The sequence below is a fragment of the Streptomyces sp. NPDC058335 genome (assembly GCF_042723915.1).
Lineage (GTDB): Bacteria > Actinomycetota > Actinomycetes > Streptomycetales > Streptomycetaceae > Streptomyces.
Window position 1 is genome coordinate 226,575 of the sequence record NZ_JBHXHX010000009.1, and the last position, 26,269, is coordinate 252,843.

Genomic DNA, 26,269 nt, shown 5'->3' on the forward strand with positions numbered 1-26,269 from the left:
GAGCCACGGGCCCCTGAGAGCTACCGGGGCGCCATCCGCAGCGCGCCGTCCATGCGGATGGTCTCGCCGTTGAGGTAGTCGTGGTCGACGATCGCCAGGGCGAGCTTGGCGTACTCCTCGGGCTGGGCCAGTCGCTGCGGGAAGGGCACTCCGGCGGCGAGCGAGGCGCGGAACTCCTCGGAGACGGTGGCCAGCATCGGCGTCTCCACGATGCCCGGGGCGATGGTGCAGACCCGGATGCCGTACTGCGCGAGGTCGCGGGCGGCCGGCAGGGTCAGTCCGACGACGCCGCCCTTGGAGGAGGAGTAGGCGGCCTGGCCGATCTGGCCGTCGTAGGCGGCGATGGAGGCGGTGTTGACGATGACGCCCCGCTGGCCGTTCTCGTCGGCCTCGGTGCCGGCGATGGCCTCCGAGGCGAGCGCGAGGACGTTGAAGGTGCCGACCAGGTTGATCTGGATGACCTTCGCGTAGAGGGCGAGGTCGTGGACGCCCTTCTTGCCGAGGATCCGCATGGACGGGCCGATGCCCGCACAGTTGACGACCGTGCGCAGCGGCACGCCCGAGCCGGCCGCGGTGGCGACGGCGGCCCGCACCTGCTCGGGGTCGGTGACGTCGGCGGGCACCCAGGTCACGCCGGGGACCTCGGGCGCCTTGTCGATGCCGTCCTTGAGGTCGAGGGCGAAGACCCGCGCACCGCCCTCGGCGAGGGCCTTCGCGGTGGCCGCGCCGAGGCCGGACGCACCGCCGGTGACAAGGGCGGCGGTGTTCTCGAGCTGCATCATCACTCCTTGCCGAGGACGGTGAGCGCACCGCCCTCGTTCCGGTCCAGCGCACGGGAGATGATCACGCGCTGGATCTGATTGGTTCCTTCGAAGATCTGCATGACCTTCGCCTCGCGCATGTAGCGCTCGACGGGGAAGTCACGGGTGTATCCGTACCCGCCGAGGACCTGTACCGCGTCCGTGGTCACCTTCATCGCGTTGTCGGTGGCCACGAGCTTGGCGATGGAGGCCTCCCGGGTGAAGGGGAGACCGGCGTCCTTGAGCCGGGCGGCCGCGAGGGCCGTGGCGCGCGCCGACTCGGTCGCCGCGCCCATGTCGGCGAGGACGAAGGCCAGGCCCTGGTGTTCGATGATCGGCTTGCCGAAGGTCTCCCGCTCGCGGGCGTAGCGTACGGCGTGGTCCAGGGCGCCCTGGCCGAGGCCGGTGGCGACGGCGGCGATGCCGAGACGGCCGCAGTCCAGGGAGGCGAGCGCGATCCTCAAGCCCTGCCCCTCCTCCCCGATGCGCCGCTCGACGGGGACCCGCACGTCGTCGAGCCGCACGGTGGCCGTCGCCGAGCCGGTCAGCCCCATCTTCCGCTCCGGCGGGTCGACGCTGAGCCCCGGGGTGTCCGCCGGGACGAGGAAGCAGGAGATGCCGTGGGCACGGTCGTCGGAGGTGCGGGCCATCACCGTGTAGAAGTCGGCGTACCCGCCGTGCGTGGTCCAGGCCTTGGCGCCGTTCAGGACGTACTGGTCGCCTTCACGCACCGCACGCGTGAGCATGGCCGCCGGGTCGGAGCCGGCGTGCGGCTCGGAGAGGCAGTACGCGCCGAGCAGTTCCCCGCCCAGCATCTCGGGCAGCCACTTGCCCCGCTGCTCCTCGGTGCCGAAGCGGGCCAGCGGGAAGCAGGACAGCGCGTGCACCGAGATGCCCACGGCCACGCTGGCCCAGACGGCGGCGACCTCCTCGACGACCTGGAGGTACACCTCGTACGGCTGTCCCGCCCCGCCGTGCTCCTCGGCGAAGGGCAGTCCGAGCAGTCCGCTGCGCCCGAGGGTGCGGAAGACGTCCCGGGGGAACACCCCGTCCGCCTCCGCGTCGGCGACCCGGGGTGCGAGTTCCCTGGCGGCCAGGGTGCGCGTCAGCTGGATGAGGTCGACGGCTTCCTCGGTCGGCAGGGCGCGAGTGGCAGGCATGTCGACCTCCACGAAGTGATACTGGAAAGAGTACGAACGTATCATTCAGAGTACGGCATGCGGGCACGGCAAGGCATCCGCACGCTGGGGAGGATGCCGGGGCCGCGGGCCTCTCTCAGGAGGAAACGGCGTGCACGATGAGCGACGCGAGCTGCTCGTACGCCTCTGCGTCGGTCAGCCCGGTGCGCGCCTTCAGCTCGCCCTGCTGGATCTGGCGCATGGTGGCGGCGGCGACCTCGCCGACGAACGCGGTGTGCACCTCGCGGAAGGCGCCGTCGGAGACGCCCTCCGCGATCAGCCGCCGCACCCGCTCCGCCGCCATGCGCGTGTTGGCCTCGTACACCTCGCGCGCGGGCGGGAACTCGGCCACGTCGTCGAGGAAGCGGCGGGAGAGCGGCCGTAGCTGCTCGGCGACCGCCGTCAGGTAGACGCGGACACGGTCCGAGGGGTCGTCGGTCTGCGCCACCCGCTTCTCGACGGCCTCGGTGGCACCGCGGAAGTAGTGCTTGACGGCCTCCACGACCAGCCCCTGCTTGCTGCGGGCCAGCTGGTACAGCGTGGTCTTGGAACAGCGCAGCCGCTCGGCGAGATCATCCAGGGTGAGGTCGGAGAACCCCTCCGCCGTCAACAGCACGACAAGTCGCTCCAGCAGGTCGGCCTGTCGGGCGGTGCGGCGGGAGGACGGCATGATCCCAGAATATCCACGCCCACGCCCCCGCCCGGCCGCCCGGTGGCCGACCGCGCCCCGAACGCACCGAAGCCGCCCCCTCACGAGTGAGAAAGCGGCTTCCGACCTGCGATGACGCTGGTCGGGACGACAGGATTTGAACCTGCGACCCCTTGACCCCCAGTCAAGTGCGCTACCAAGCTGCGCCACGTCCCGGTGCGCTCCCGCGGATTTCCGCGTGATCGCGCGAACAGCACTTTACCCCACGCCGGGCGGTGCGCCGAAAGGGGCACCGGCGCGGGAGAATCGCCCCATGAGCAGCACGAGGAGCGGCGAGGACGCGCGGGACCGGGACGAGGAAGGGCGGGCACGCAGCGCACGGCCGCGGGACGGGCTGGGGCGGCCCCTGCCGTACGGGACGGCCGGGGTGGAGCGCCAGCCCGAGGGGGTCGTACGGCGCCCGCAGGACAGTGTCACCGAGGCGCAGGCGCTGCTGGACGCCGGGAAGCCGTTCCACGCGCACGAGGTGTTCGAGGACGCCTGGAAGTCGGGTCCGGAGGAGGAGCGCGCGCTGTGGCGGGGGCTGGCCCAGCTCGCGGTGGGTCTCACCCATGCCGCCCGCGGCAACCTCACGGGCGGGCCGCGGCTGCTGGGGCGCGGAGCGGCGGCCGTGGAGGAGTGGGCCGGCGACACCGGGCGGTGGCGGCCGTACGGGATGGACCTCGCCGGGCTGGCCGGCTGGGCGCGGCGGCTGGCCGCGGAGGTGGAGGAGTCGGGTACGGCGGTGGACGCGGGGGCCGCGGCGCCGAGACTGCGCTGACACCCGCCACCGTCACTGTCAGTGGCGTACGGCAGACTCGTGGTCGTGCGAGAGATTCATGTCATCGGTATCGGCGCGGGCGACCCCGACCAGCTGACCCTTCAGGCGGTCCGGGCGCTGCGGAGCACGGACGTGTTCTTCGTCCTGGACAAGGGCGAGGTGAAGAGCGACCTCACGCAACTGCGCCGGGACATGCTGGACACGCACGTACCGGAGGGCGGCTACCGGGTGGTGGAGGCCCGCGACCCGGAGCGGGACCGCCGCGCGGGCGGCGCCGCCTACTCCCCCGCCGTAGGCGACTGGCGCAGCGCCCGCGCCGGGATCTACGAGCGGCTGATCGCCGAGGAACTCGGTGAGGACGAGAGCGGCGCGTTCCTGGTGTGGGGCGACCCCGCGCTGTACGACAGCACGCTCGGCATCCTGGAGGAGGTGCTGGCGCGGGGCACGGTGGCCTTCGAGTACGACGTGGTGCCCGGCATCAGCAGCGTCTCGGCGCTCGTCGCCCGGCACCGCACGGGCCTGAACCGGGTGGCCCGGCCGGTGCAGATCACCACCGGGCGGCGGCTCGCCGAGGGCTTCCCGGAGGGGGTGGACGACGTGGTGGTGATGCTCGACGCCCACCAGACCTTCCGGCAGTACGCCGGTCAGGACGTCGACATCTACTGGGGCGCCTACATCGGCACCCCGGACGAGATCCTCGTCTCGGGCCCGCTCGCCGAGGCCGGCCCCCGCATCGAGCGCCTGCGCGCCGAGGCCCGCGAGCGCAAGGGCTGGATCATGGACACGTATCTGCTGCGCCGCAACCCCCGGGACGCGTAGGGCGGGTCGCCCCGCACCCGGCCGGACCGCATCCACATGCGGGGCGGGGCGGCCGGTGTGATCGTGACCTCGTGACAGTCACCGAAGGATCGGCGGGGTCCGGGGGATCCACGGGGTCCGTGCCGGCCGCGACACAGCCACCCGTGCTCGACCCGCGCCGGCGGAACATCGTCTTCGTGACGATCGTGCTGGGCATGCTGCTGGCGGCGCTGGACCAGACGATCGTGGGCACCGCGCTGCCGACGATCGTGTCGGACCTCGGCGGCGCCGAGCACATGTCGTGGGTGGTCACCGCCTATCTCCTCGCGGAGACCGTCGCGACCGTCCTGGTCGGCAAGTTCGGCGACCTGTTCGGCCGCAAGGTGGTCTTCCAGGTCTCCGCGATCGTCTTCATCACCGGGTCGTTCCTGTGCGGCCTGGCCACCGACATGACGCTGCTGATCCTCTGGCGGGCGATGCAGGGCATCGGCGCGGGCGGCCTGATGGTGACCTCGATGGCCCTGATCGCCGACGTCATCCCGCTGCGCGAGCGCGGCAAGTACCAGGGCGCGATCGGCGCCGTGTTCGGTGTGGCCACCGTCATCGGGCCGCTGCTGGGCGGCCTGTTCACCGACCACCTGTCGTGGCGGTGGGCGTTCTACATCAACGTCCCCATCGCGGTCGTCGTCGTGTTCGCGGCCGCCCGCACCATCCCGGTGGTGAAGTCGGCGGCCCGCCCGGTCATCGACTATCTGGGCATCGCGCTGATCGCGGTCGGCGCGAGCGCCCTGATCCTGGCGACGAGTTGGGGCGGCAACGAGTACGCGTGGGGTTCGGGCGTCATCGTCGGCCTGTTCGTCGGCGGCCTGCTCGCCCTCGCCGGATTCTGCTGGGTGGAGACCCGGGCGAAGCAGCCGATGCTGCCGATGCGGCTGTTCCTCAGCCCGGTCTTCACGGTCTGCTCGATCCTCAGTTTCATCGTCGGCTTCGCGATGCTCGGCGCCCTGACGTACCTGCCGACCTATCTCCAGTACGTCGACGGCGACTCGGCGACCGTGTCCGGCGTGCGCACCCTGCCGATGGTGCTGGGGCTGCTGATCGCGTCGGTGTTCAGCGGCAACATGGTCAGCAGGACGGGCAGGTACCGCCTGTTCCCGATCATCGGCTCGCTGGTGATGGGCGTCGGGCTGTACCTGATGTCCCTCATGGACCCGTCCACGGGCGCCTGGCTGGAGTCGCTGTACATGTTCGTGCTCGGCACCGGCATCGGTCTGTGCATGCAGGTGCTGACGATCGCCGTGCAGAACACCGTCGAATACGCCGACCTGGGCACCGCCACCTCCGGCGTCACCTTCTTCCGCACCCTGGGCAGTGCCTTCGGCACAGCCGTCTTCGGCACGATCTACGCCAACGCACTCGCCCCCAACCTCGAGGACGGCATCGCGTCCGCCACGGCGGCCGGCGGCGCCGACCCGGCGACCGTCTCCCGGGCCGCGACCAGCCCGGAGGGCCTGCACCGACTGCCCCCGGACACCGCCGCCCCGCTCGTCGAGGCGTACGCCGACACCATCCAGACGGTGTTCCTGTGGACCGTGCCGGTCGCCGTCCTCGGCTTCCTCGTCGCGCTGTTCCTCAAGCAGGTCCCGCTGCGCGACAGCGCCCGCAGGACCTCCACCGACCTCGGTGAGGGGTTCGGCTCGCCGCACGACGCGAACGCGCAGCGGCTGCTGGAGACAGCCGTGGCGAAGATCATCGGCAGGACGGACGTGGACACCGCACGCCGGATCGTGGCGGAGTCCGACACCCGGCTCGACGTGGCCGGGGCGTGGGCGGTGATGCAGGTCGAGCTGTTCGACCGGCTGGTCGGCCACGCGAGCCTCGGGCTGATCGCCGCCCGCCGTCACATGCCGCCGGAGGTGCTGCTGCCCGTGTTCGACCGCATGGTCGACGAGGGGTTCCTGACCCGTCACGGTTCGCTGATCGGCCACACGGAGGCGGGGGCGCGCGAGGCCCGCGTGATCACCCGGGCGTGGGGCGACTGGCTGGAGGAGCGGGTCCGGCAGGACTTCGGCCGCCCGGCCGGCAGCGACCTGCGGGCCGCCGTGGACACCATCGCCAAGCGGCTCGTGGTGGAGGACCTCAGCGCCGGCCTGACCCAGCGGTCGCCGGCGCTCGCCCCGGCCGCCCCCTGAAAACGGGATGCCCGCCGGGGTCCGCGGACCGCATACTCGACGCCATGTCGCCCGCCCCGGTCCGCTTCCGCGATCCCGCCACCACCCTCGGCGACCACGCCGCGTCGGCGCTGGTCAGGTGCCCGCGCTGCGCGCGCCTCGCCCACTACGAGCGGCGGGCGGGGCACACGCCCGTACACCGGCTGGTGTGCCGCTCGTGCGGCCTGTCCCGGCCCGCGGGGAGGCCGGCGCTGTGGCTGTCGACCCGTACCCGGCACGGCGAGGTGTGGGCGTACAACCTCGAACACCTCGATCTGCTCCGGCGGTTCGTGGCCGCCTCCCTGCGAGAGCGGGACCCCTGGTACGAGCACGGCCGCAAGATGACCTATATCGCCCGGCTGCCCGCCTGGATCAAGAGCGCCAAGAACCGCACCGAGGTGCTCCGCGCGATCGACCGGCTGCGCGCCTCCGTCACGGTTCGCTGAACCCCAGCCGTTCCAGCGCCCCCGCCACGTCCGGGACCGCCGTCACGCCGTCCGGCAGCGGCGGCCGCCGCACGACCACGACGGGCAGGCCGAGCCGGCGGGCGGCCGCCAGTTTCGCGGCCGTGGCCTCTCCCCCGCTGTCCTTGGTGACCAGCACGTCGATGCGGTGCTCCCGCAGCAGCGCCAGCTCGTCGGTGACGGTGAACGGGCCGCGCGCCAGGACGAGTTCGGTGTCCGGCGGCATCGGCGGATCGGGCGGCTCCACCGAACGGACGACGAAGTGCGGACCGGCGAGGTGCGCGAAGGCCGCCAGGCCCAGGCGTCCCGTCGTCAGGAACACGCGCCGGCCCACACCGGGCAGCAGTTCCGCCGCCTCGGCCAGGGAGCCGACCGGGTGCCAGCGGTCCCCGGGTCCGGGCCGCCAGCCGGGCCGGCGCAGCACGACCAGGGGCCGTCCGGCGGCCGTCGCGGCCCGCGCCGCGTTCGCGGTGATGCCGGAGGCGAAGGGATGGGTGGCGTCGACCACGGCGTCCACACCGTGCTCGCCCACCCAGGCCGCGAGCCCTTCCGCCCCGCCGAACCCGCCGATGCGTACGTCCCCCGCGAGGGCCCCCGGCCGGGACACCCGCCCCGCCAGCGACGAGGTCACCCGGACACCGGGGCGTGCCGCCAGGACGGCGGCCAGTTCACGGGCCTCGGCGGTGCCACCGAGGACCAGCACATGGGGGGACATGCCGTCGAGCGTACGAGGTGGGCGGGCCGGGGGGGCGGGGGGACCGGTGTTGTCGTCCCCGTACGGAGGGCGGTCAGCGCACCAGCAGCTGGACGCCGCCCACCACCGTCGCCGCGATGACGAGCCGTTCGAACAGCCGCTGGTTGATGCGGTGCACCGCCCACCGGCCGAGCAGCGCGCCGGGGACGACGAACGCGACGAGCGCGGCGTCCAGGAGCAGCGAGCTGCCGTCGATCAGGCCGAGGCCCACGCTGAACGGCACCTTCGAGACGTTCACGATGAGGAAGAAGAACGCTGAGGTGCCGAGGAAGCCGAGTTTGCGGAAGCCGGCCGAGAGCAGGTACATCGACATCACCGGGCCGCCCGCGTTGGCGACCATCGTGGTGAAGCCGCCGAGGACGCCGTAGGAGCGGGCCTTCAGGCGGCCGGCGCGGGTGACCACGGCGTCGGGGTCGTCGGCCGCCTCCGCGGTGCGCCGCCGCCACACCGTGACCCCGGCCATGAACAGCAGGATCGCGCCGATCGAGGTGCGGACGGCCGCGTCGTCGGCCCACATCAGGAACAGCGTGCCGACGACGACACCGGCCGCGACCGCCGGGAACAGCCGCCACAACGTGGGCCAGTGGGCGTGCCGGCGGTAGGTGAGGACGGCCAGCACGTCCCCGGCGATCAGGATCGGCAGCAGGACGCCGGTGGAGGCGCGGGCGGGCAGGACCGCGGCGAAGATCGCCAGGCTGACCGTGTTGGCCCCGCTGACGGCCGTCTTGGAGAAGCCGACCAGCAGGGCCGCGAGGGCGAGGACGGCGAACTCCCAGCCGGTGATGTGCCACAACGTCATCGTGTTCATGCGGGAACCGATGCTACGCACACCTAACGGGCCCCGGTGAGGCGGTCTCGCCTGATGGCTCCGCGAACGCCGCTGCGGTCCCGGCGTCCTGGGGGCTGTCGTCACGTTCCCGTCCGCCCAGCGACGCCTGCACCTCCCCGCCCTCCGGGCGGACGACGGGAAGGTGCGCCAGACCCTAGTGCCGCTCCACCAGCACCGCGCTCCCCTGCCCCACGCCGACGCACATCGTCGCCAGGCCCCGCTCCGCCCCTGTGCGCCGCATCCGGTGCAGCAGGGTGGTGAGGATGCGGGCCCCGGAGCAGCCGAGCGGATGGCCGAGGGCGATCGCGCCGCCGCTGGGGTTGACCAGCTCGGGGTCGATGCCCAGCTGGTCCACGCAGGCCAGCGCCTGCGCGGCGAACGCCTCGTTGAACTCCGCCTCCTGGAGGTCGCCGACGCTCCACCCGGCGCGGTCGAGCGCCTTGCGGGTCGCGGGGACCGGGCCGATGCCCATCACGTCGGGGTGGACACCGGCGGAGGCGCCGGCGACGTAACGGCCGAGGGATTCCAGGCCCAGGGCGTTCAGGGCCTCCTCGCTGACCAGGAGGAGACCGGCGGCGCCGTCGTTCATCGGGGAGGCGTTGCCCGCGGTGACCGTGCCGCCCTGCCGGAAGACGGGTTTCAGCGCGGCGAGCCTGTCGTGGGAGGTGTCGTCACGGATGCACTCGTCGGCGTCGACGACCACGCCGTCCGGGCGCCGTACGGGCAGGAGTTCGTCGTCGAAGTGGCCGTTCTTGCGGGCCAGCGCGGCGCGTCGGTGGCTGCGGAGCGCGAAGTCGTCCTGGCGCTCGCGGGGGATGCCGTACCGCTCGGCGACCTCCTCGGCGGTCTCGCCCATCGACAGCAGGCCGTGGAGGTCCTGCATGGCGGGGTTGACCAGGCGCCAGCCGAGCCGGGTGTCGACGGTCTCCACGCGGTGCGGGAGGGCCTCGTCGGGGCGGGCGAGCACGAAGGGGGCGCGGCTCATCGACTCGGAGCCGCCCGCGAGCACGATCTCGGCCTCGCCCGCGGCGATCGTGCGGGCCGCGGCGGTGACGGCCTCCATGCCCGAGGCGCACAGCCGGTTCACCGTGGCGCCGGGCACGGTCTCGGGGAGTCCGGCGAGCAGGGCGGCCATGCGGGCGACGTTGCGGTTGTCCTCGCCTGCCTGGTTGGCGGCGCCCCAGTACACGTCGTCGATCAGGGCGGGGTCGAGCGCGGGCAGGTCGGCGACCAGGCCGCGGATGACGGCGGCGGCGAGGTCGTCGGGACGGACGGCGGACAGGGCGCCGCGCAGCTTTCCGATGGGGGTGCGGCGGGCGGCCGCGAAGTGGACGGGACGCACGACTGGGGTCTCCTGACCGACGACGACGCTGTGGACCGGAAGATCAGCTGGGGATCGACAGATTAATTAGCACTGCTAGTTTCGGACTATAGACCGCGGCCAGGTCCCCTGGGAAGGTCCCCGGAGCCGTGTCCCCACCCCGCCGCGAGCCGTGTTTGCGGCGATTCGAGCTGGGCACCCGCGCCCCCATGGAGTGGTTGCGCAGTGCCGCCTGCGTCGGTGAGGATCCCGAACTGTTCTTCCCGGTGGGCACGTCCGGACCGGCCCTGCGGGAGATCGCGGACGCGAAGCGGGTGTGCGCCCGCTGCCCGGTGACCGCCGACTGCCTGGACTACGCCCTCGTCAGCGGGCAGACGTCCGGGGTGTGGGGCGGGACCGGTGAGGCGGAACGTGCCGGCCTGCTCCGTACCGCACGAGATGACGTGAGAAGGAGGACCTCCGTATGACAGTCGTGAAGAGTCCGCTCCCCGAACCGGCCCGTCAGGTCACCTTCGACGCCCTCCAGAACACCCTGGTCGATCTGCTGGGGATCTCCCTGATCGGGAAGCAGGCGCACTGGAACATCGTCGGCCCCCGCTTCCGCTCGATCCATCTCCAGCTCGACGAGGTGGTCTCCATGGCCCGCTCGTACGCCGACACGGTCGCCGAGCGCGCCGCCGCCCTCGGCCTGCCGCCGGACGGCCGACCGGAGACGATCGCCTCGGCGTTCACGCTGCCCGCCCCGAAGGACGGCTGGCTGCGCGACGAGGACGTGGTCGAGGTGATCGCGGAGACACTGGGCGCGGCCATCGGCCGGCTGCGGGAACGCATCGACGCGACCGCGCAGCCCGACCCGGTCACCCAGGACCTGCTGATCGGCATCACCGCCGAGCTGGAGAAGCAGCGGTGGATGTTCGAGGCGGAGAACTGGCCGCGCGAGAGCTGACCGCCTGCACGACAACGACGGAAGGGCATGCCATGACCGACGCCCTCGAACTCGACGCGCTCTGGGAGGACTTCCACCGCGTGGTGAACATGACCTCGCAGGAGCTGGCCGCCTGGCTCCGGGTGCGCGACGCCGACGAGACCACCGAGGCACTGCCCGACGAGGCGGGCTCCCCGACCGGCCGGCATGTGCTGGCCATCCTCCAGAAACGGCGCACCGACCTCACGGAGGACGACCTCCGCGTGATGCGGCAGGTGGTGGACACGGTCGCCGACCGGACCGACATGGCGGACGAGCCCGCGGCCGAGGACACCGCCCTGCGCCACCGGCTGATGACGCTGGGCCACGATCCGCTCAAGCCCTGAGCCCGGTCAGCCCGGTCTCGCTCAGGCCTTGGGCCTGACCCCCGCGCGGCGGCGGCTCAGGGCCGCGGCCACGAGCGTCCGCACACCCGTCACGACCACCGACAGGTCCGGGGCGGACAGCGGGCTGTGGTCGCCGGGCACCGCATCGATCTTCGTCCGCGCCAGTGCCTGGCCCGGCGACGCCTCCCACACCTCGGCCGGCGTCGAGGTCACGTACCAGTAGTCGCAGTGCGGCCACGTCCGGCCGGCGTCCTGAGGACGCCGGTCAGAGTCCGGTCACCGGCAGGTCGAGGAGGCGGACCAGGGTGCGCAGGACCCCGTTGTCGTTGTTGGAGGGGGCCCGGTGGCGGGCCCGCCGGACGACCTCGGGATGGGCGTTGGCCATGGCGAAGGACCAGTCGGCGGCGTCCAGCATCTCCAGGTCGTTCAGGTAGTCGCCGAACACGACGGTCTGCGCGGGCGTGATGCCCAGCTCCCGCTGGAGCCGGCGCAGGGCGGCACCCTTGTTTGCGGTGCGGTTCATGACGTCGACCCAGTGTTCGCCGGAGACGACGACCTGGTGGGTGTCCGCGAACGGCGCGAGGGCCGGCGCGGTGCTCTCCTCGACCGACCCGAAGTCGAACAGGGCGACCTTGATGACGTCGTCCTCGACGGCGGCGGCGTCCTCGACGACCTGGTGGCTCAGGTAGTAGCGGCCGACCTCGGCCAGGAAGGCCTCGTCGGCCCGCTCGACGTAGGCGGACCGCTTCCCGCAGACGACGGCCCCGACGTCGGCACCGCCCGCCACGAGCCTCCGTACGGCCTCGACGACGCGGGTGACCACGGCGGGGTCCAGCGGGTCGGAGCTGAGTTCCTCGCCGTCGCGGACGACGTAGGTGCCGTTCTCCGCTATGAAGACCATGCCGTCGGCGACCTCGGCGAACTCCCGCGCCAGCGTGGCGTACTGCCGGCCGCTGGCGGGGCTGAACAGCACGCCCCGCTCCCGCAGCAGCGCGAGGACCTCCCAGAGCCCGTCGGGTGTCCGCTTGTCGTCGTCGAGCAGCGTGCCGTCCATGTCGGTGACGACGAGACGGATGTCGGCACTGCCGGCCGACGGCTCGGGAGCGGTCAGCTGAGGGGCGTGGGAGTAGGGCATGTCCTGCTTCCTGTACGGGGGTGACCGGATTGTCACCCTACCGGGGGCCCCGGAGCCGGCCTCGGGCCCGGGGGCGCGTCCCGCCCGTTCCACGTCGCCGGGGCGGCCGCCGGGCAGGGGATCGGCAAGGGCGGTCACATCGGCCTCCAGGGGCGCGTCCCGCACGCGTGGGCCGCGCCGGTCAGGGACGTCCCCGGCGCAGCCCACGGTGTACCCGGGCGCCCGTCGACCGGATCAGCCGCACACCGGCTGCGGCGGCAACGGCATCCGCCCGCACCGGGTGGGTCCGGCCCGTCCGGCGGACTGGCCGGCCCTCACCGCGGGAACGATCCTTCTGCACTGCCGGCGCGGACGGTCCTGGAGGAGACGCTGGAGATCACACCGTTCCGCGAACCGCTCCACGGCTCCGACGCCTGCGGTGCCGACGCCCGCCGGGTCTACCGGCTTCCCGACGGACTGAAAGTATGATCAAGCAATGTCTGACTTGACCGATACCACGCCCGGCTGGCTGAGCCAGGACGAACTCGAATCCGCTCGCTCCCGCATGCCGATCCTGTACGTCGAGGCCGTGCCCGTGCGCGTCGACGACAGCGGCGAAGTCACCAAGATCGGCCTGCTGCTCCGGATAGGACCGGACGGCAACGTCAGCCGGACCCTGGTCTCGGGCCGCGTCCTGCACCACGAGCGGGTCCGCGACGCGCTGCTGCGGCACCTGGAGAAGGACCTCGGCCCCATGGCGCTGCCCCGCGTCCCGGCGTCCCTCCAGCCCTTCACGGTCGCGGAGTACTTCCCGACACAGGGCATCACGCCGTACCACGACCCGCGTCAGCACGCGGTGTCGCTGGCGTACATCGTGCCGGTGACCGGTGACTGCCGGCCCCGGCAGGACGCCCTGGACCTGGTGTGGTTCGACCCGCAGGAGGCGGTCTCGCCCGAGGTGCAGACCGAGATGCCGGGCGGACACGGCTTCCTGGTACGGCAGGCGCTGGCCCACGTCGGCCAGTCGGCGTCCTGACGGCGTGGGACGCCGTACCGCCCTGCCGGCCCAGCGCGTGGTGTCGATCGGCGCCGCCGCACGCAGGCCCTGCACCCTCGTGGTCTGCCGGGGCTGCTGCTGCGGCGACGCCCGCAAGCACCCCGGCTACGACCACGCCTGGCAACTGGAGCGCCTGCGCGCGGCGGCCGCCGCGTCGGCGGGCGGCTTCGAGGTCCGTACGACCGACTGTCTGGGCCCGTGCGACCAGGCGAACGTGATCGTCGTCCAGCCGTCCGGCGCGGGCCGCCGGGCGGGCGGCCGTGCCACCTGGGTCGGTTTCGCCATGGACGACGACTGCACCGAGGACATCCTGTCCTGGGCGGCGGCGGGCGGTCCGGGCGTCGCCGCGCCGTCGGCCACCCTGGAACTCCAGTTCATCAACCCACCCCGCCCGGCCCGCACCCGCAGGTGATCAGTCGGCCGGGCGGGTGGTCCGGAGCGCCCGCCGCTCAGAGCAGGCCGGCCGCCCGCGTCGGGCTGTCGTCGAGGAAGCCGCCCGACTGGTGCTGCCACGGCTCGGCGTAGGCGCCCCGCGACGCCGGCAGTTCCTGGTGGCTGCCCTGCTCGACGATCCGTCCGCGGTCCAGGGCGACCCGGCGAAGTCGTCGTGGAAGGAGCGGCTTCCTTGGCGAACAGCCCGTCCATGCCGATCACGTACGGATGCTCGATGCCGAGCGCGTCGAGACGGTTCGGACAGTGCGGCCCGGCCCGCCACAGCGCCTCCGCGGCCAGCAGCACACCGGCGAGGCCGAGCACATACGGCAACGCCGGGCCGACCCCGATGTCCGGGTCACCCGCGAGCCGCCCGACGAGCTTGGCGACGACCGGCGGAGCGAGGTGGTTGATGCCGCTGTTGCCGAGCGCCGGCAACAGCATGGCGGGAACGGTCAGCCACCGGAAGGCGGGCCGACTCCCGTCCGTAGCAACCAAGTGCGAGCAGTACGGAGCCCTTGCCGGGCATGACCTCGCGCGATGCAGACGGTCCCATCCCCAGCCCGTGCGGTCGTCCGGCAACCGGCCGGGCCGGCCTTCGCACTGTCCCGCGACGGCTCCGACGGAGTCCGAGGATGTACGCACCGGACGGCACGGGTACGCCTGTGCGCTCCCCGAAAATCTCCGGCAGCGCCACGTCCACTGGATGTGCGAGGACAGGGAACCCGGTCGGCGGGACCGGTGACAACGGCTCGACGACGACGGCTCGACGCGAACGGCCGGGAGGCGATGACCGTGATCGCCGTCAATCCGATGGACAGCGCCTCGCTGCTGGCCGCCTTCGGCGCCCTGGGCGTGCTGGTGGTGATCTTCGCGGAGTCGGGCCTGCTGGTGATCGGCTTCTTCCTGCCCGGTGACGCGCTGCTCCTCCCGGCCGGCGTGCTGTGCGCGGGGAGCGGCCACCAGGCGCCACGGCTGGAGCTGTGGCAGGTGCTGGTGTGCGCGGCCGTCGGCGCCGTGGCGGGCGCGCAGATCGGGTTCCTGCTCGGGCGGCGCGGCGGGCGGGCGCTGCTGGCCCGCACCTCGAACCGGCGCCTGGAAGAGGGCATGACACGGGCGGAGAAGCTCCTGGCCCGCTACGGCTACGGCAAGGCCCTCGTGATCGGCCGCTTCGTCCCGATGCTGCGGACGGTGCTGCACCCGGCGGCCGGTGCGCTCGGTGTGCCCACGCGAACCTTCACCGTCTGGCAGGCCGTCGGCGGCCTGCTCTGGTCGCAGAGTCTCGTCCTGGCCGGGTACACCCTCGGCTCGTCCGTTCCCCACATCGAGGCCTATCTGCTGCCGCTCGTCGCCGTGGTCGTCGCGCTCTCCCTGCTGCCCGTGCTGGTGGAGGCTCGCCGCGCACGGCGCGACCGGCGGTCGCCCTCGCGGTGAGCAGGGGCCCACCCCGGCTTTGTACGGTTTCTTCCCGTTTACCGCGGGCACTCGTCACGCAGAGGGGCTCTGAGGGCTCTCACTCCCAGGCCGAGGACGGGCTCGCACCATGAGCGACAAGCAGCAGCACGTCATCAAGGAACTCGTCTCCTCTTACGGCCGCACCTACGCGGAGGAGGCGGGCATCCGGCTGACGAACACCCCGCAGCCGCTGTACCGCACCCTGGTCCTGGCCCACCTGCTCAGCGCACGTATCCGCGCCTCCACCGCCGTCGCGGCAACCCGCGCCCTGTACGACGCGGGCATGCGCGACCCCCGAAGCATGGCCGAAGCGACCTGGCAGCAGCGGGTCGACGCCCTGGGCCGCGGCGGCTACCGGCGCTACGACGAACGCACGGCGGCCCAACTGGGCGAGGCGGCCGAGCTGTTGATCGAGCGGTGGGGCAGTGACCTGCGACGCCTGCGGGAGGAAGCCGACGGGGACGTCTCCCGCCTGCGCCGCCTGCTCCAGGAGGTGACGGGGATCGGGCCCACCGGAGCGGACATCTTCCTGCGCGAGGTCCAGAGCGTCTGGCCGGAGGCGGCACCGTACATCGACGCGAAGGCCCTGGACGGCGCGCGCCGGCTCGGCCTCCCGGACGAGCCGGACCAACTGGTGAAGGGAGCAGGGCCCATCGAACCGGCCGAACTCGCCGCGGCGTTGGTGCGGGCCGCACTGGACAAGAAGCTGGTCGACGAGGTGCTCGCCAAGGCCGGCTGACCCCGCACGACGACCGGCCGCCGGCCGGCCTCGCGCCATGGCCGCCGCTCGGACACGACAGAGACCGCCTCCTCATCGCTGAGAAGGACGGCCTCTGATCCGACTTCGTAAAGTCGGGACGACAGGATTTGAACCTGCGACCCCTTGACCCCCAGTCAAGTGCGCTACCAAGCTGCGCCACGTCCCGCTGCCCGTCTGACCTGGGGTTTCGCCCGGCCGGACCCGCAGGGAAACAATACCGCACTCGGGTCGGTGATCGCGCACGCCTTTACGGCGCTCCCTCCCCCGGCACCCCCAGTCCCGGATGCGTCTCCAGCAGGTGGGCCGGGGCGGCCTGGCGCCAGGAGTCGGCGAGGATGTCCCTCAGCTCGGCCTCGTCCTCCAGGGCGGCCAGCCGGACCCGGACCCAGGCGAACTGGGCCTCGTGGTCGGCGATCCAGAACTTCCGCGGTTCGGCGAGGGCCAGCTCGTCGCGCTCCTCCTTGGGGCAGCGCACCGCGAGGGAGGTCTCGTCCTCGGGCAGGGTGGCGAACATCTTTCCCGCGACCCGGAACGTGGGCATGCTCCAGGCGGTCTTCTCCGTCGTGTCCGGCAGGGACAGGGCGACACGGCGTACGTCTTCGGCGTCCGGCATGCTTCGCACGGTAGCGGCAGACACTGACAGTCACCGCGCGGCGAGGTGTTTGTAGTAGAGGGTCGTCGGGCGCAGGACACCGGACGGGTCGGCTGCGTAGTCGGGGATGATGCCCGCTCTCGTCCATCCAGCCGTGCGGTAGAGGTGTTCGGCTGGGCTGTCGGTCTCGGTGTCGAGGTGCAGCAGGGTGACACCGGCCGCGGCGGCGGCCTCCTCGGCCGTGGTCAGGAGCCGACGGCCCAGGCCCTGCCCCCGGGCGTCCCGGTGGACCATGAGCTTGACGAGTTCGGCGCGGTGGCGACTGTTGGGCTTGTCGGGGAACGCCAGGGTGACGGTCCCGGTGACCCGGTCGCCGTCCAGGGCCACCCAGACCGCCAGGTGCCCGGCGGCGACCCCGGCCGCGCGCCCCTCCCACCAGGCAAGGGCGTCCGTACGGTCGAGCGGGGTGAGGAAGCCGACGGAGGCACCGCCGGCCACCGTGTCGACCAGCAGGTCGGCCAGCTCCCCCGCGCGGCCGAGGAGTCCGGCGGCGTCGAGCCCGGTCGCCGTCATGGCAGCACCACCGCCAGCACGTACCGCGCCTCCTCGGCCCCCGCGCACCGGAACCTCGTCGGTCCCCACACCCGCAGCCGCAGGCAGTCACCGGCGTCCAGGCGGTGCTCCACGTCCTGCGCCGTGACCGCGAGGGCGCCCTCCAGGACCCAGATGTGCTGTTCCAGGCCGGGCACGGGCGGCCGGTCGTAGGCGAGGTCGGCGCCCACGGCGAGCCGGCCCTCGACGAGTTCGCCGCGCAGTCCCGGGTGCGGCGGCGACACGGACCGCCGGACGAACCCGGAGGCGCGGTCCTCCCAGACGCCCTGCTCACCGGCCCGCACCAGCGGGACCGGCCCGGCATCCGCCTCGACCTCGCTGAGCAGCCGGGACATGGTCCGGCCGTAGACATGGCACAGGCGGTTGAGCAGGGCGGCGGTCGGGCTGATCTCGGCGCGCTCGGCGCGGGACAGGGTGGAGCGGCTCACCCCGCTGCGCTCGGCCAGCTCCCCCAGCGACCAGCCGCGCTCGGCGCGCAGCTCGGCCAGGCGGGCGGCCAGCCGGGCGTCGACCTCGTCCTCGACAGACTGTTTCATATTCGGGATGTTATCCCAGATATGAAACAGCATCGGAGGCTCAGGTCGGCGTGACCTCTTCCAGCGCGTCCAGCACCGGGCGGATCAGTGGATGCTCCTCCGCCCCGCGGCGTACGGCCGCGAAGACGCGGCGGGTAGGGGCCGCCCCGTCGACCGGGCGGACGACCACGCCGGTCAGGTCCATGCCGCGCAGCGCCGAGCGCGGCACCAGCGCCACGCCCGCGTCGGCCGAGGCCAGCGCCACGACGGCGCGGAAGTCGTCCGAGGAGTGCTCCAGGCGGGGCTGGAAGCCGGCGTGCTCGCAGGCCAGGACGACCACGTCGTGGCAGGGGTTGCCGGGATAGGGACCGATCCACGGATCCTTGGCCAGCTCGGCCAGCGGCACCTCGGCGCACCCGGCGAGGCGGTGGGTGACCGGGACGACCGCGTCGAAGGGCTCGGCGTAGAGCGGGACGTGCGCGAGGCGCGGGTCGTCGGCGGCGGGTGCCCCGCGGTACTCGACGGCCACGGCGATGTCGACCTGCCGGTCGAGGACCATCGGCAGGCTGGCGTCGCCCTCGGCGTCCTGGACACGGATCCGGATCCCCGGGTCGGTGCCGGCGAGCCGGGCCACGGCGGGCGCGACGACCAGGGCGATGCCGGTCGCGAAGGCGGCGACGGTGACCGTGCCTGCCGTGCCCGCGTCGTAGGCGGCGAGTTCCGCCTCCGCCCGCTCCAGCTGGGCGAGGACCGCGTGGGTGTGGGTGAGCAGGATCTCGCCGGCCGGGGTGAGGCGTACCCCCCTGGCCCCGCGCTCCACCAGGCGGTGGCCGGTCTCCTGTTCCAGGGCGGTGAGCTGCTGGGAGACCGCGGACGGGGTGAGGTACAGCGCGGCGGCAGCCGCCGTCACCGTGCGGTGGTCGGCCACCGCACGGAGGATGTGGAGCCGCCGCGCTTCGATCATGGGATCGATTATCGCAATATGTCCGGGGTGGCCGGCTCAGGCCTCCAGTTCCGCCCGCGCCGCCACGAAGGCGTCCACGGCACGGTCGACGTCGGCCGTGGAGTGCGCGGCGGACAGCTGGACCCGGATGCGGGCCCGGCCCTGCGGGACGACCGGGTAGGAGAAGCCGATCACGTACACCCCGCGCTCCAGCAGCAGCTCCGCCATCCGGCTCGCCCGCGCCGCGTCACCGATCATCACGGGCGCGATGGCGTGGTCGCCGGGGAGGACGTCGAAGCCCTCGTCCGTCATCCGGCGGCGGAACAGGGCGGTGTTCTCGGCCAGCCGGAGCCGCAGGTCGTCGGCCGACTCCAGCAGGTCGAGGACCTTGAGGGAGGCGGCGGCGATGACCGGCGCGAGGGTGTTGGAGAACAGGTAGGGGCGGGAGCGCTGGCGCAGGAGCGCCACGATCTCGGCGCGGGCGGCGACATAGCCGCCGGACGCCCCGCCCAGCGCCTTGCCGAGGGTGCCGGTGATGATGTCGACGCGGTCCATCACGCCGTGCAGCTCGGGGGTGCCTCGGCCGCCGGGGCCGACGAAGCCGACGGCGTGGGAGTCGTCGACCATGACCATCGCGTCGTAGCGGTCGGCGAGGTCGCAGATCTCGGCGAGGGGGGCGACGTAGCCGTCCATGGAGAAGACGCCGTCGGTGACGACCAGCCGGCGGCGGGCGCCCCCTTCGACGGCCTCCTTCAACTGCCGTTCCAGGTCTGCCAGATCACGGTTGGCGTAGCGGAAGCGGCGGGCCTTGGACAGCCGGATGCCGTCGATGATGGAGGCGTGGTTGAGGGCGTCGGAGATCACCGCGTCCTCGGGGCCGAGCAGCGTCTCGAAGACACCGCCGTTGGCGTCGAAGCAGGAGGAGTACAGGATCGTGTCCTCCTGGCCGAGGAACGCCGACAGCCGCGCCTCCAGCTCCTTGTGGACCTCCTGGGTGCCGCAGATGAACCGCACGGACGCCATGCCGTAGCCCCAGCGGTCCAGGGCCTCGTGGGCGGCGGCGATCACCTCGGGGTGGTCGGCGAGGCCCAGGTAGTTGTTGGCGCAGAAGTTGAGGACCTCGCCGGGCCGGCCGCCCGCGGTGACGGCGACGGCCCTGGACTGCGGGCTGCCGATGACCCGCTCGGGCTTGTGCAGGCCGGCGGCGCGGATCTCGTCGAGGGTGGCGCGCAGGTCGTCGCGCACGGAGTCGAACATGGGGAAGCTCCTAGAGTGCTTGCGCCGAAAGGGAGTTACGCGGTCCAGTCGAGGATGACCTTGCCGCCGGTGCCGCTCGCCGCGTCGGCGAACGCCGCCTCGAAGTCGCGGTAGCCGTAGCGGCCGGTGATCACGGGGGCGAGGTCGAGGCCGCCCTCCAGCAGGACCGACATCGCGTACCAGGTCTCGAACATCTCGCGGCCGTAGATGCCCTTGATGGTGATCATCGAGGTGACGATGCGGGCCCAGTCGACCGGGAACTCCTCGGCGGGCAGGCCGAGCATGGCGATCCGGCCGCCGTGCGTCATGTTGGCGATCATGTCGCGCATCGCCTCGGGGCGGCCGGACATCTCCAGGCCGATGTCGAAGCCCTCGCGCAGGCCCAGTTCACGCTGTCCGTCGGCGATGGTCGCGCGGGAGACGTTCAGGGCGAGGCTCGCGCCGATCTTGCGGGCGAGTTCCAGGCGCTCCTCGCTGACATCGGTGACGACCACGTTGCGGGCGCCCGCGTGCCGGGCGACGGCGGCGGCCATCAGGCCGATCGGGCCGGCCCCGGTGATCAGCACGTCCTCCCCGACCAGCGGGAAGGACAGCGCGGTGTGGACGGCGTTGCCGAACGGGTCGAAGATCGCCGCCACGTCGAGGTCCACCGGGACACGGTGCACCCAGACGTTGGCGGCGGGCAGTGTCACGTACTCGGCGAACGCGCCGTCGCGGCCGACGCCCAGCCCGACGGTGGCCCGGCACAGGTGGCGTCGCCCGGCGAGGCAGTTGCGGCACCTGCCGCAGACCAGGTGTCCCTCGCCGCTCACCCGGTCACCGGCCTTGATGTCGCCGACGTCCCGGCCGGTCTCGACGACCTCGCCCACGAACTCGTGCCCGAGGACGAGGGGGGTGCGGATCGTCTGCCGCGCCCAGCCGTCCCAGGACCGGATGTGCAGATCGGTGCCGCAGATGCCGGTATGCAGCACCTTGATCAGTACGTCACCGGGTCCGACGGCGGGCTCCGGCACGTCCGCGAGCCACAGTCCTGGCTCCGCCTTCTCCTTGACCAGCGCCTTCACGCTACGGCTCCTGACGGTGAGACCCCCGCGCCGGGCATGCCGGAGCGGCCCGCGGCGGGGGAAGGGGGGTGGAATCCGGTAGCAATCTGCCGTACGGCGGCGCCGCGGTCCATCGAGACTTTCTTAAGCGGCGCCACAGCTCCGCTTCACGCCCCGGCCCGACGTGCCACTCTGGAGGGGGACCGACGACGGGAAGCCGCTCATGACCACAGCGCAGGACCTCATGATCGTCTCGCTGGACGTGGCGCCCCCGCGCCCCGTCGAGCAGGGTGAACTCTCCCTCGCTCTCGCGGGGGCCGAGCTGATCGACCTGACGGAGGCCGGCGTGGTCGTCCTCGACGGCGAGCGGGTGACGCCCGGCCGGGCCTCGGCTCCGGCCGACCGCCTGCTGGCGGACGCGGCGTCCTCGCTGGTACGGCGGGAGCCGTACGAGTCGGTCGAGGAGTGGCTGTGGCGCCGCGGCCGTGGCCTCGCGTCGGCCTACACCGCCCGGATGGAGGCCGACGGGCTGCTGACCCACCCGCGCGGCCGCTGGCTCGCCGCGCGGTCCGACCGGAGCGAGGCCGTGGACTCACCGGCCCGGCGCCGCGCCGCCGAACGCTGGGCGTCGGCCGAGCCCGTCCTCGCCGGCCTGGCCACCACGGCCGGTCTGCGCGAGGAACCGGGCGACGGCTTCCCGGGTCCCCTCACCGACCCGGTGGCGACGGTTCTGGCCGCGGTCGGCGACGCGGTGACGGAACTGACGGCCGTACAGCAGCGGCGGTCCGTCGAGGACTCCGCCTTCGACAACGTCTGGCGGGGCCTGTGACGGACGCGCGACGTCGGGTCACAGGGGCGGCCCGCCGGCCTCCCGGTGCTCCAGCCGCCCGGCGAGATCCGCCGCGGTCGCCTTGATGGTCTCCAGTCCCGCCTTCCCCCACGGCCGGGGCGCCAGATCGGCCACCGACACCGTGCCGAGGACCAGGCCGGCCGTGTCGATCAGCGGGGCGCCGAGGTACGCGTGGATGCCGTACTCGTCGACGACCGGGTTGCCCGCGAACCGCGGGTAGTCGCGGACGTCCTCCAGCACCAGCGCCTTGCGCCGCACGACGACGTACGGGCAGTAGCCGTACTCACGGGGCAGCCGGCGGCCCACCTCCGGCTTGCCGCCGCGGACGGCCCGGCCGCCGGGCGGGGTGTGCAGCCCGGCGAAGAACTGCCGCTCCTCGCCGATGAAGTTGACCATCGCGTACGGCGCGTCGGTCACCTCGGCGAGGCGGTCCGCGAAGGCGTCCAGGGAGGGCTCCGCCCGCTCCCCGAGGCCGAGTCGGCGCAGCCTCCGGGTGCGGGCGGGAGCTTCCTTGTCCTCGGGGGTGAGCAACAGTCGACCGGCCGTGCGGGGCGGGTCGTAGCTCATGGGCGGACTCCGTCGCTGTGGGCGTACGGCATGTGCGGCTCCGGTGTGTGGTGTGCGGGGATCACATGTGGGCGCCGCGGCTCGGCCGGGGTGCCGCCGGTGCGTGGGCGATGAGGTGGCGGACGAGGGTGAGCAGGGTCTGCACGCCCGACGCGGAGATGCGGGCGTCGCAGCGGACGATGGGGACGGCCGGGTCCAGGTCGATGGCGGCGCGCACCTCCTCCGGGTCGTAGCGGTGGGCGCCGTCGAACTCGTTGATCGCCACGATGAAGCCGAGGCCGCGTTCCTCGAAGAAGTCGACGGCCGCGAAGCACTCCTCCAGGCGGCGCGTGTCGGCGATGACGACCGCGCCGAGGGCGCCCTCGGACAGTTCGTCCCACATGAACCAGAACCGTTCCTGTCCGGGGGTGCCGAACAGGTACAGCACATGCTGCGGGTCGAGGCTGATGCGGCCGAAGTCCATGGCCACGGTCGTCTCGACCTTGTTCTCGATGCCGTCGAGGTTGTCGGTCGCGGCGCCGACGGTGGTGAGCAGCTCCTCGGTACTCAGGGGCGCGATCTCGCTGACCGCGCCGACGAACGTGGTCTTGCCGACCCCGAACCCGCCCGCGACCAGGATCTTCAGCGCGGTCGGGAAGGCGGCCTGGCCGTCGTCGTGTTCAGAGCTGTCGTCGTAGTCCATCGAGCACTGCCTCCAGTAGGGCCCGGTCGGTGGGGTTGTGGTGGAGCTCGGGGGGCTTGGTGGTCAGCGCCCCGCAGTCCACGAGGTCCGCCAGCAGCACCTTGGTGACGGCTGCCGGCAACCTCAGATGGGCGGCGACCTCGGCGACCGGGACGGGGGCACGGCACAGGTCCAGTGCCTGCGCGTGCTCGGGGCCGAGATAGCCGAGGGGGGTGGACCCGGTCGCCCGCACCTGTGACATGAGGTCGAGGGCGACGGTGGGCTTGGTGCGGCCGTTGCTGACCGTGAACGGGCGCACCAGCCGTCCGGCCGCGTCGTCGAGCCAGGGTCCGTCGCCGGCCGCCGCCACCCTCAAGGCCCCATCACCGAGGGTTCGACGGCGTGCTGCCGGGGCGCGGTGACCAGGTACGGCCGCACACTCTTGACGAGCATCGCCATCTCGTAGCCGAGTACGGCGGCGTCGGCCTCGCGCCCGGCCAGCACCGCGAGACAGGTGCCCGAGCCCGCGGTGGTGACGAACAGCAGCGTCGAGTCGAGTTCGACGACGACCTGCCGTACGTCCCCGCCGTCGCCGAAGCGGAGACCGGCGCTGCGGCCGAGGGAGTACAGCCCGGAGGCCAGGGCCGCCATGTGGTCGGCGCTGTCGTGGTCGAGGCCGTGGACGGACTTCACGAGGCCGTCGCAGGAGAGGAGGACCGCGCTGGTGGTGTGCGGTACGCGCTGCACGAGGCCGCTCATCAGCCAGTCGAGATCGGATACCTGGCCGGTCGGCGCATCGCTCGCCATGGTGGATCGACTCCTTGGGGTACGAAGGTCAGCGGGAGCGGGTGCGGTGGGGGTGGTGAGGGGGGTGCTCATCCGGCTGGTGTGCTCCCGTCGTGCCGGGTGGTGGACTGGTGGTCGAGGCCGCCGGACAGGCCGTACACGGTGCGGGCCTCGGATATGGGGGACACCGGCATGACGGGCGGTACGTCCGCGGCGGCCGGTTCGGCCGGGTCCGGATGGGCGTCCTGCTCCAGGTTCTGCTGGGCCTCGGCGAGGCCGACGCCGCGCTGGAACGCGGCCATCAGACCGGGGTCGTGCCCGGCGGGCTGCTCGCCGTCCGGGCGGGGGGCCGGGCCGCCGCGCAACTGGGGTGCGAGGTGCTCGTGGGCGCGGCGGCGGGGCAGCTGGGGTTTGCCCATGGTGCCGCGCACCGCGCCCGCGCGCGGGGTGGGCACGAGGCCCGCGATCTCCTCCACGGCGGGCCGGTCACCGGGCCGGACACCGGGCACGGCCTCGGCCGGATTGGGCCGTTCCTCGTGCGCGCCGCGGACGGGGAGGGGGGCCGGGCGGCCGCCGTCCGGGCGGGGGGTGTCGTGCTGGACGGGGGGCGGGGCGGTGGCCGGGGCGGGGGCGCCGCCGTGCGGATGCCCTTCCGGGGCGGGCCGGGGGGACGTGTTCCGCGGTGGGACCGGAGAGTGGAGCTGGGGCTGAAGCGGCGGCTGGAGATGGGGCTGATGGGGCGTCGGCGACGGTGCCTGCGGCTGGAGCTGGGTCAAGGGCTGAAGCTGCGGCTGCGGCTGCGCGCCGGACGTGGGCTGGGCCTGATGCTGCGGCTGCGGTTCCATGCGGGGCTGGGGCTGGAGGTGGGCCTGCCCCTGGGACTGCACGCGGGCCTGAGGAGCCAGTTCCGGCCTCCCCCCTCCCCGCGCCACCTGTCCGCCCGCCGACCCCGCCGCCCCCACGCCCGCGCCGCTCTCCTCGGCCTGCGGCAACGGCAGCCCGGCCGACCCCAGCAGAGCCTGCGGTACGACGAGTACGGCCTGGACGCCGCCGTAGATGTTGTTCTGGAGCCGGACCCGGATGCCGTGGCGGCGGGCCAGCTGGGACACGACGTAGAGGCCGATGCGGCCGTCGGCGAGCAGGCGGCCGACGTTGACCTGGTCGGGGTCCGCGAGCAGGGCGTTCATCCGGCTCTGTTCCTCGACGGGCATGCCGAGGCCGCGGTCCTCGACCTCGACGGCGAGCCCGGAGGTGACCAGGTTGGCGCGCAGCAGGACCTGGGTGTGCGGGGCGGAGAACACCGTGGCGTTCTCGACGAGTTCGGCGAGCAGGTGGATGACGTCGGCGACGGCGTGCCCACGGAGTTCGCCCTCGACCGGCGGGACGAGTTTGACCCGCGAGTACTGCTCCACCTCGGCGATGGCGGAGCGCAGCACCTCGGTCATGGAGACGGGGTGGCTCCACTGCCGCCGGGAGACGGCGCCGCCGAGGACGGCGAGGTTCTCGGCGTGGCGACGGATACGGGTGGCGAGGTGGTCGACGTGGAAGAGGCCCTTGAGGAGGTCGGGGTCCTCGATCTCGTTCTCCAGCTCGTCCAGGGTGGAGATCCCCCGGTGCACGAGGGACTGAAGCCGCCGCGCGAGGTTGACGAAGACCTCGAGTTTCTGTTCGCTGCCCGTCTGGCTGGAGAGCTGGGTGGCCTGGACGACGGCGGTGACGGCCCCGTCGTGGGCGCGGGACAGATCGGCGGCGAGCAGCTCGAACTCGTCGGCGTCGCCGGGCGGGCCGCCGCGCGGTGTGCGCTGCGGCGGGGGCTCGCCGCGGCGCAGCGCCTCGAGCAGGGCGCGCAGGTCGGCCTCGCCGCGCGCGCTGTTGCGGCGCAGGGCGGTGATGCGGTCGCTGACGGAGCGGGCGGCCCGGTCGGCGGCCACGGCCGCGACGACGATGCCGACGCCGGTCACCGCGACGGCTCCGGCGAGGACGGCCCACAGGACCGGTCCCGGCCGGGCGCCGGTGGAGCGCACGGTGAACAGGACGGCCGCGCAGGCGCTGAGGGCGACGGCGGTCGGGGGCAGCACGGCGAGCCGCAGCAGCTGCGGCCGTATGTGCGTCTCGGCCGGCGCGGGGGCGGGGCGGGAGACCGGCCGTCCGTGCCGTCCGCCCTCACGGCGGTCTGCGCGTGCGGCCGGTGCGCGGAGGTGAGACATCGGTGTCCTCGTACTGTCCGTCGGGCCTGGGGCTCGCGTGGGGTGCGCTCCTCGGGCTCGCGCCATCGCGGTGTCGGTCGGGAGAGCGAGAGTTCGGTGAACCCTTCTCGCCCCACGGCCACTCACAGTAGTTGCCAAGCCGTCATGTGCGATGCGCAGTTGACAAAGTCCCCCGGTGAGCGTCCCGCTCTGGTATGAGGCTTCGTACGACAGACCGATGAACCCGTGAGGTGTCCGGACAGATGAGGTGCGGAAGTCGATCAGACCTGGTCAGAGGTGTTCGG

31 protein-coding genes, 2 tRNA genes and 1 pseudogene are annotated in these 26,269 nt (G+C 73.0%); 12 read left to right on the forward strand and 22 right to left on the reverse strand.

Annotation, left to right across the window (positions count from 1 at the left end; all coding sequences use genetic code 11):
* Window positions 1–20: 20 nt before the first annotated feature.
* From ACFWJX_RS19895 to ACFWJX_RS19910, 4 genes are all read right to left on the reverse strand, one after another.
* Window positions 21–779, reverse strand: coding sequence for an SDR family NAD(P)-dependent oxidoreductase (locus ACFWJX_RS19895; protein ID WP_383245031.1), 759 nt, complete (start codon window positions 777–779; stop codon window positions 21–23).
* Window positions 780–781: 2 nt separating this feature from the next.
* Window positions 782–1,960, reverse strand: a complete 1,179-nt coding sequence (locus ACFWJX_RS19900; protein WP_383244615.1) for an acyl-CoA dehydrogenase family protein — start codon at window positions 1,958–1,960, stop codon at window positions 782–784.
* Between the two features lie 115 nt (window positions 1,961–2,075).
* A complete protein-coding gene (locus ACFWJX_RS19905) occupies window positions 2,076–2,648 on the reverse strand; it encodes a TetR/AcrR family transcriptional regulator (RefSeq protein WP_383244618.1) in 573 nt (190 codons plus the stop codon).
* A gap of 118 nt (window positions 2,649–2,766) precedes the next feature.
* Window positions 2,767–2,843 (reverse strand) — tRNA-Pro (locus ACFWJX_RS19910).
* A 97-nt stretch (window positions 2,844–2,940) separates the two neighbouring features.
* Between ACFWJX_RS19910 and ACFWJX_RS19915 the strand changes: the two genes are divergently transcribed.
* From ACFWJX_RS19915 to ACFWJX_RS19930, 4 genes are all read left to right on the forward strand, one after another.
* Complete coding sequence (locus ACFWJX_RS19915; protein WP_383244621.1) at window positions 2,941–3,447, forward strand: DUF309 domain-containing protein; 507 nt, start codon at window positions 2,941–2,943, stop codon at window positions 3,445–3,447.
* 45 nt (window positions 3,448–3,492) lie between these two features.
* Window positions 3,493–4,266, forward strand: a complete 774-nt coding sequence (gene cobF / locus ACFWJX_RS19920) for a precorrin-6A synthase (deacetylating) (protein WP_383244624.1) — start codon at window positions 3,493–3,495, stop codon at window positions 4,264–4,266.
* A 71-nt stretch (window positions 4,267–4,337) separates the two neighbouring features.
* Window positions 4,338–6,437, forward strand: a complete 2,100-nt coding sequence (locus ACFWJX_RS19925; protein WP_383244627.1) for an MDR family MFS transporter — start codon at window positions 4,338–4,340, stop codon at window positions 6,435–6,437.
* A 44-nt stretch (window positions 6,438–6,481) separates the two neighbouring features.
* The gene (locus ACFWJX_RS19930; RefSeq protein ID WP_383244630.1) at window positions 6,482–6,901 is read left to right on the forward strand and encodes a hypothetical protein; all 420 of its coding nucleotides are present in this window, start codon (window positions 6,482–6,484) and stop codon (window positions 6,899–6,901) included.
* Here the strand turns inward: ACFWJX_RS19930 and ACFWJX_RS19935 are convergent.
* From ACFWJX_RS19935 to ACFWJX_RS19945, 3 genes are all read right to left on the reverse strand, one after another.
* Window positions 6,888–7,634 carry a cobalt-precorrin-6A reductase gene (locus ACFWJX_RS19935; RefSeq protein ID WP_383244633.1) on the reverse strand — a complete coding sequence of 249 codons (747 nt, stop codon included), beginning with the start codon at window positions 7,632–7,634 and terminating at the stop codon, window positions 6,888–6,890. The genes ACFWJX_RS19930 and ACFWJX_RS19935 overlap by 14 nt on opposite strands.
* Before the next feature lie 73 nt (window positions 7,635–7,707).
* Window positions 7,708–8,481: a sulfite exporter TauE/SafE family protein gene (locus tag ACFWJX_RS19940; RefSeq protein WP_383244636.1), complete on the reverse strand. Its 774-nt coding sequence runs from the start codon at window positions 8,479–8,481 to the stop codon at window positions 7,708–7,710.
* Between the two features lie 175 nt (window positions 8,482–8,656).
* Window positions 8,657–9,844: a thiolase family protein gene (locus ACFWJX_RS19945; protein WP_383244639.1), complete on the reverse strand. Its 1,188-nt coding sequence runs from the start codon at window positions 9,842–9,844 to the stop codon at window positions 8,657–8,659.
* A gap of 188 nt (window positions 9,845–10,032) precedes the next feature.
* Between ACFWJX_RS19945 and ACFWJX_RS19950 the strand changes: the two genes are divergently transcribed.
* From ACFWJX_RS19950 to ACFWJX_RS19960, 3 genes are read left to right on the forward strand one after another with little or no spacing between them, the layout of a single operon-like run.
* Complete coding sequence (locus ACFWJX_RS19950; RefSeq protein ID WP_383245034.1) at window positions 10,033–10,290, forward strand: WhiB family transcriptional regulator; 258 nt, start codon at window positions 10,033–10,035, stop codon at window positions 10,288–10,290.
* Complete coding sequence (locus tag ACFWJX_RS19955) at window positions 10,287–10,769, forward strand: Dps family protein (protein ID WP_383244642.1); 483 nt, start codon at window positions 10,287–10,289, stop codon at window positions 10,767–10,769. The genes ACFWJX_RS19950 and ACFWJX_RS19955 overlap by 4 nt, the downstream gene beginning before the upstream one ends.
* A 32-nt stretch (window positions 10,770–10,801) precedes the next feature.
* Entirely contained in the window at window positions 10,802–11,134 is a 333-nt protein-coding gene (locus tag ACFWJX_RS19960) for a DUF3140 domain-containing protein (protein WP_383244645.1), read from the forward strand.
* A gap of 21 nt (window positions 11,135–11,155) precedes the next feature.
* Here ACFWJX_RS19960 and ACFWJX_RS19965 read toward each other — a convergent pair whose 3' ends face one another.
* Together ACFWJX_RS19965 and ACFWJX_RS19970 are read right to left on the reverse strand one after the other, a co-directional pair.
* Window positions 11,156–11,347, reverse strand: a complete 192-nt coding sequence (locus ACFWJX_RS19965) for a hypothetical protein (protein ID WP_383244648.1) — start codon at window positions 11,345–11,347, stop codon at window positions 11,156–11,158.
* A gap of 52 nt (window positions 11,348–11,399) precedes the next feature.
* Window positions 11,400–12,269: a Cof-type HAD-IIB family hydrolase gene (locus ACFWJX_RS19970; protein WP_383244651.1), complete on the reverse strand. Its 870-nt coding sequence runs from the start codon at window positions 12,267–12,269 to the stop codon at window positions 11,400–11,402.
* Window positions 12,270–12,744: 475 nt separating this feature from the next.
* Between ACFWJX_RS19970 and ACFWJX_RS19975 the strand changes: the two genes are divergently transcribed.
* Together ACFWJX_RS19975 and ACFWJX_RS19980 are read left to right on the forward strand one after the other, a co-directional pair.
* A complete protein-coding gene (locus ACFWJX_RS19975; RefSeq protein WP_383244654.1) occupies window positions 12,745–13,284 on the forward strand; it encodes an NUDIX hydrolase family protein in 540 nt (179 codons plus the stop codon).
* Between the two features lie 46 nt (window positions 13,285–13,330).
* Window positions 13,331–13,717, forward strand: coding sequence for a (2Fe-2S) ferredoxin domain-containing protein (locus ACFWJX_RS19980; protein ID WP_383245036.1), 387 nt, complete (start codon window positions 13,331–13,333; stop codon window positions 13,715–13,717).
* Window positions 13,718–13,894: 177 nt separating this feature from the next.
* Here ACFWJX_RS19980 and ACFWJX_RS19985 read toward each other — a convergent pair.
* Window positions 13,895–14,293, reverse strand: a pseudogene (locus ACFWJX_RS19985) (ABC transporter ATP-binding protein); the annotation flags it as partial.
* 239 nt (window positions 14,294–14,532) lie between these two features.
* On the opposite strand from ACFWJX_RS19985, the gene ACFWJX_RS19990 reads away from it, so the two are divergent.
* Window positions 14,533–15,171: a DedA family protein gene (locus ACFWJX_RS19990; protein ID WP_383245039.1), complete on the forward strand. Its 639-nt coding sequence runs from the start codon at window positions 14,533–14,535 to the stop codon at window positions 15,169–15,171.
* Between the two features lie 109 nt (window positions 15,172–15,280).
* The gene (locus ACFWJX_RS19995) at window positions 15,281–15,931 is read left to right on the forward strand and encodes an endonuclease (RefSeq protein WP_383244657.1); all 651 of its coding nucleotides are present in this window, start codon (window positions 15,281–15,283) and stop codon (window positions 15,929–15,931) included.
* 113 nt (window positions 15,932–16,044) lie between these two features.
* On the opposite strand, the gene ACFWJX_RS20000 is transcribed toward ACFWJX_RS19995, so the two are convergent.
* The 7 genes from ACFWJX_RS20000 to tdh all read right to left on the reverse strand — a co-directional run bounded on the left by ACFWJX_RS20000 (window position 16,045) and on the right by tdh (window position 20,935).
* Window positions 16,045–16,118: transfer RNA gene (locus ACFWJX_RS20000), tRNA-Pro, on the reverse strand.
* An 81-nt stretch (window positions 16,119–16,199) separates the two neighbouring features.
* Window positions 16,200–16,565, reverse strand: coding sequence for an MmcQ/YjbR family DNA-binding protein (locus ACFWJX_RS20005; RefSeq protein WP_383244660.1), 366 nt, complete (start codon window positions 16,563–16,565; stop codon window positions 16,200–16,202).
* Between the two features lie 30 nt (window positions 16,566–16,595).
* Complete coding sequence (locus ACFWJX_RS20010; RefSeq protein WP_383244663.1) at window positions 16,596–17,117, reverse strand: GNAT family N-acetyltransferase; 522 nt, start codon at window positions 17,115–17,117, stop codon at window positions 16,596–16,598.
* Window positions 17,114–17,692 (reverse strand): helix-turn-helix domain-containing protein, encoded by a 579-nt coding sequence (locus tag ACFWJX_RS20015; RefSeq protein WP_383244666.1) that lies wholly within the window; start codon window positions 17,690–17,692, stop codon window positions 17,114–17,116. The genes ACFWJX_RS20010 and ACFWJX_RS20015 overlap by 4 nt, the downstream gene beginning before the upstream one ends.
* Before the next feature lie 40 nt (window positions 17,693–17,732).
* Window positions 17,733–18,635: a LysR family transcriptional regulator gene (locus ACFWJX_RS20020; protein WP_383244670.1), complete on the reverse strand. Its 903-nt coding sequence runs from the start codon at window positions 18,633–18,635 to the stop codon at window positions 17,733–17,735.
* 36 nt (window positions 18,636–18,671) lie between these two features.
* Window positions 18,672–19,871: a glycine C-acetyltransferase gene (locus tag ACFWJX_RS20025; protein ID WP_383244673.1), complete on the reverse strand. Its 1,200-nt coding sequence runs from the start codon at window positions 19,869–19,871 to the stop codon at window positions 18,672–18,674.
* Between the two features lie 35 nt (window positions 19,872–19,906).
* On the reverse strand, window positions 19,907–20,935 hold the full coding sequence (tdh, locus tag ACFWJX_RS20030) for an L-threonine 3-dehydrogenase (RefSeq protein ID WP_383244676.1): 1,029 nt from the start codon (window positions 20,933–20,935) through the stop codon (window positions 19,907–19,909).
* Window positions 20,936–21,137: 202 nt separating this feature from the next.
* On the opposite strand from tdh, the gene ACFWJX_RS20035 reads away from it, so the two are divergent.
* On the forward strand, window positions 21,138–21,743 hold the full coding sequence (locus ACFWJX_RS20035; RefSeq protein WP_383244678.1) for a GPP34 family phosphoprotein: 606 nt from the start codon (window positions 21,138–21,140) through the stop codon (window positions 21,741–21,743).
* 18 nt (window positions 21,744–21,761) lie between these two features.
* Here the strand turns inward: ACFWJX_RS20035 and ACFWJX_RS20040 are convergent, their stop codons facing one another.
* The 5 genes from ACFWJX_RS20040 to ACFWJX_RS20060 form a co-directional block, all read right to left on the reverse strand.
* Entirely contained in the window at window positions 21,762–22,331 is a 570-nt protein-coding gene (locus ACFWJX_RS20040) for a GAF domain-containing protein (protein ID WP_383244681.1), read from the reverse strand.
* Window positions 22,332–22,392: 61 nt separating this feature from the next.
* Window positions 22,393–23,013, reverse strand: a complete 621-nt coding sequence (locus ACFWJX_RS20045; RefSeq protein ID WP_383244684.1) for an ATP/GTP-binding protein — start codon at window positions 23,011–23,013, stop codon at window positions 22,393–22,395.
* Window positions 22,991–23,362, reverse strand: coding sequence for a DUF742 domain-containing protein (locus tag ACFWJX_RS20050; RefSeq protein WP_383244686.1), 372 nt, complete (start codon window positions 23,360–23,362; stop codon window positions 22,991–22,993). Before ACFWJX_RS20050 ends, ACFWJX_RS20045 begins: the two co-directional genes overlap by 23 nt.
* Window positions 23,363–23,364: 2 nt before the next feature.
* Window positions 23,365–23,799 (reverse strand): roadblock/LC7 domain-containing protein, encoded by a 435-nt coding sequence (locus tag ACFWJX_RS20055; protein WP_073491709.1) that lies wholly within the window; start codon window positions 23,797–23,799, stop codon window positions 23,365–23,367.
* Between the two features lie 68 nt (window positions 23,800–23,867).
* Complete coding sequence (locus ACFWJX_RS20060) at window positions 23,868–25,985, reverse strand: ATP-binding protein (protein WP_383244689.1); 2,118 nt, start codon at window positions 25,983–25,985, stop codon at window positions 23,868–23,870.
* Window positions 25,986–26,269: the final 284 nt, after the last annotated feature.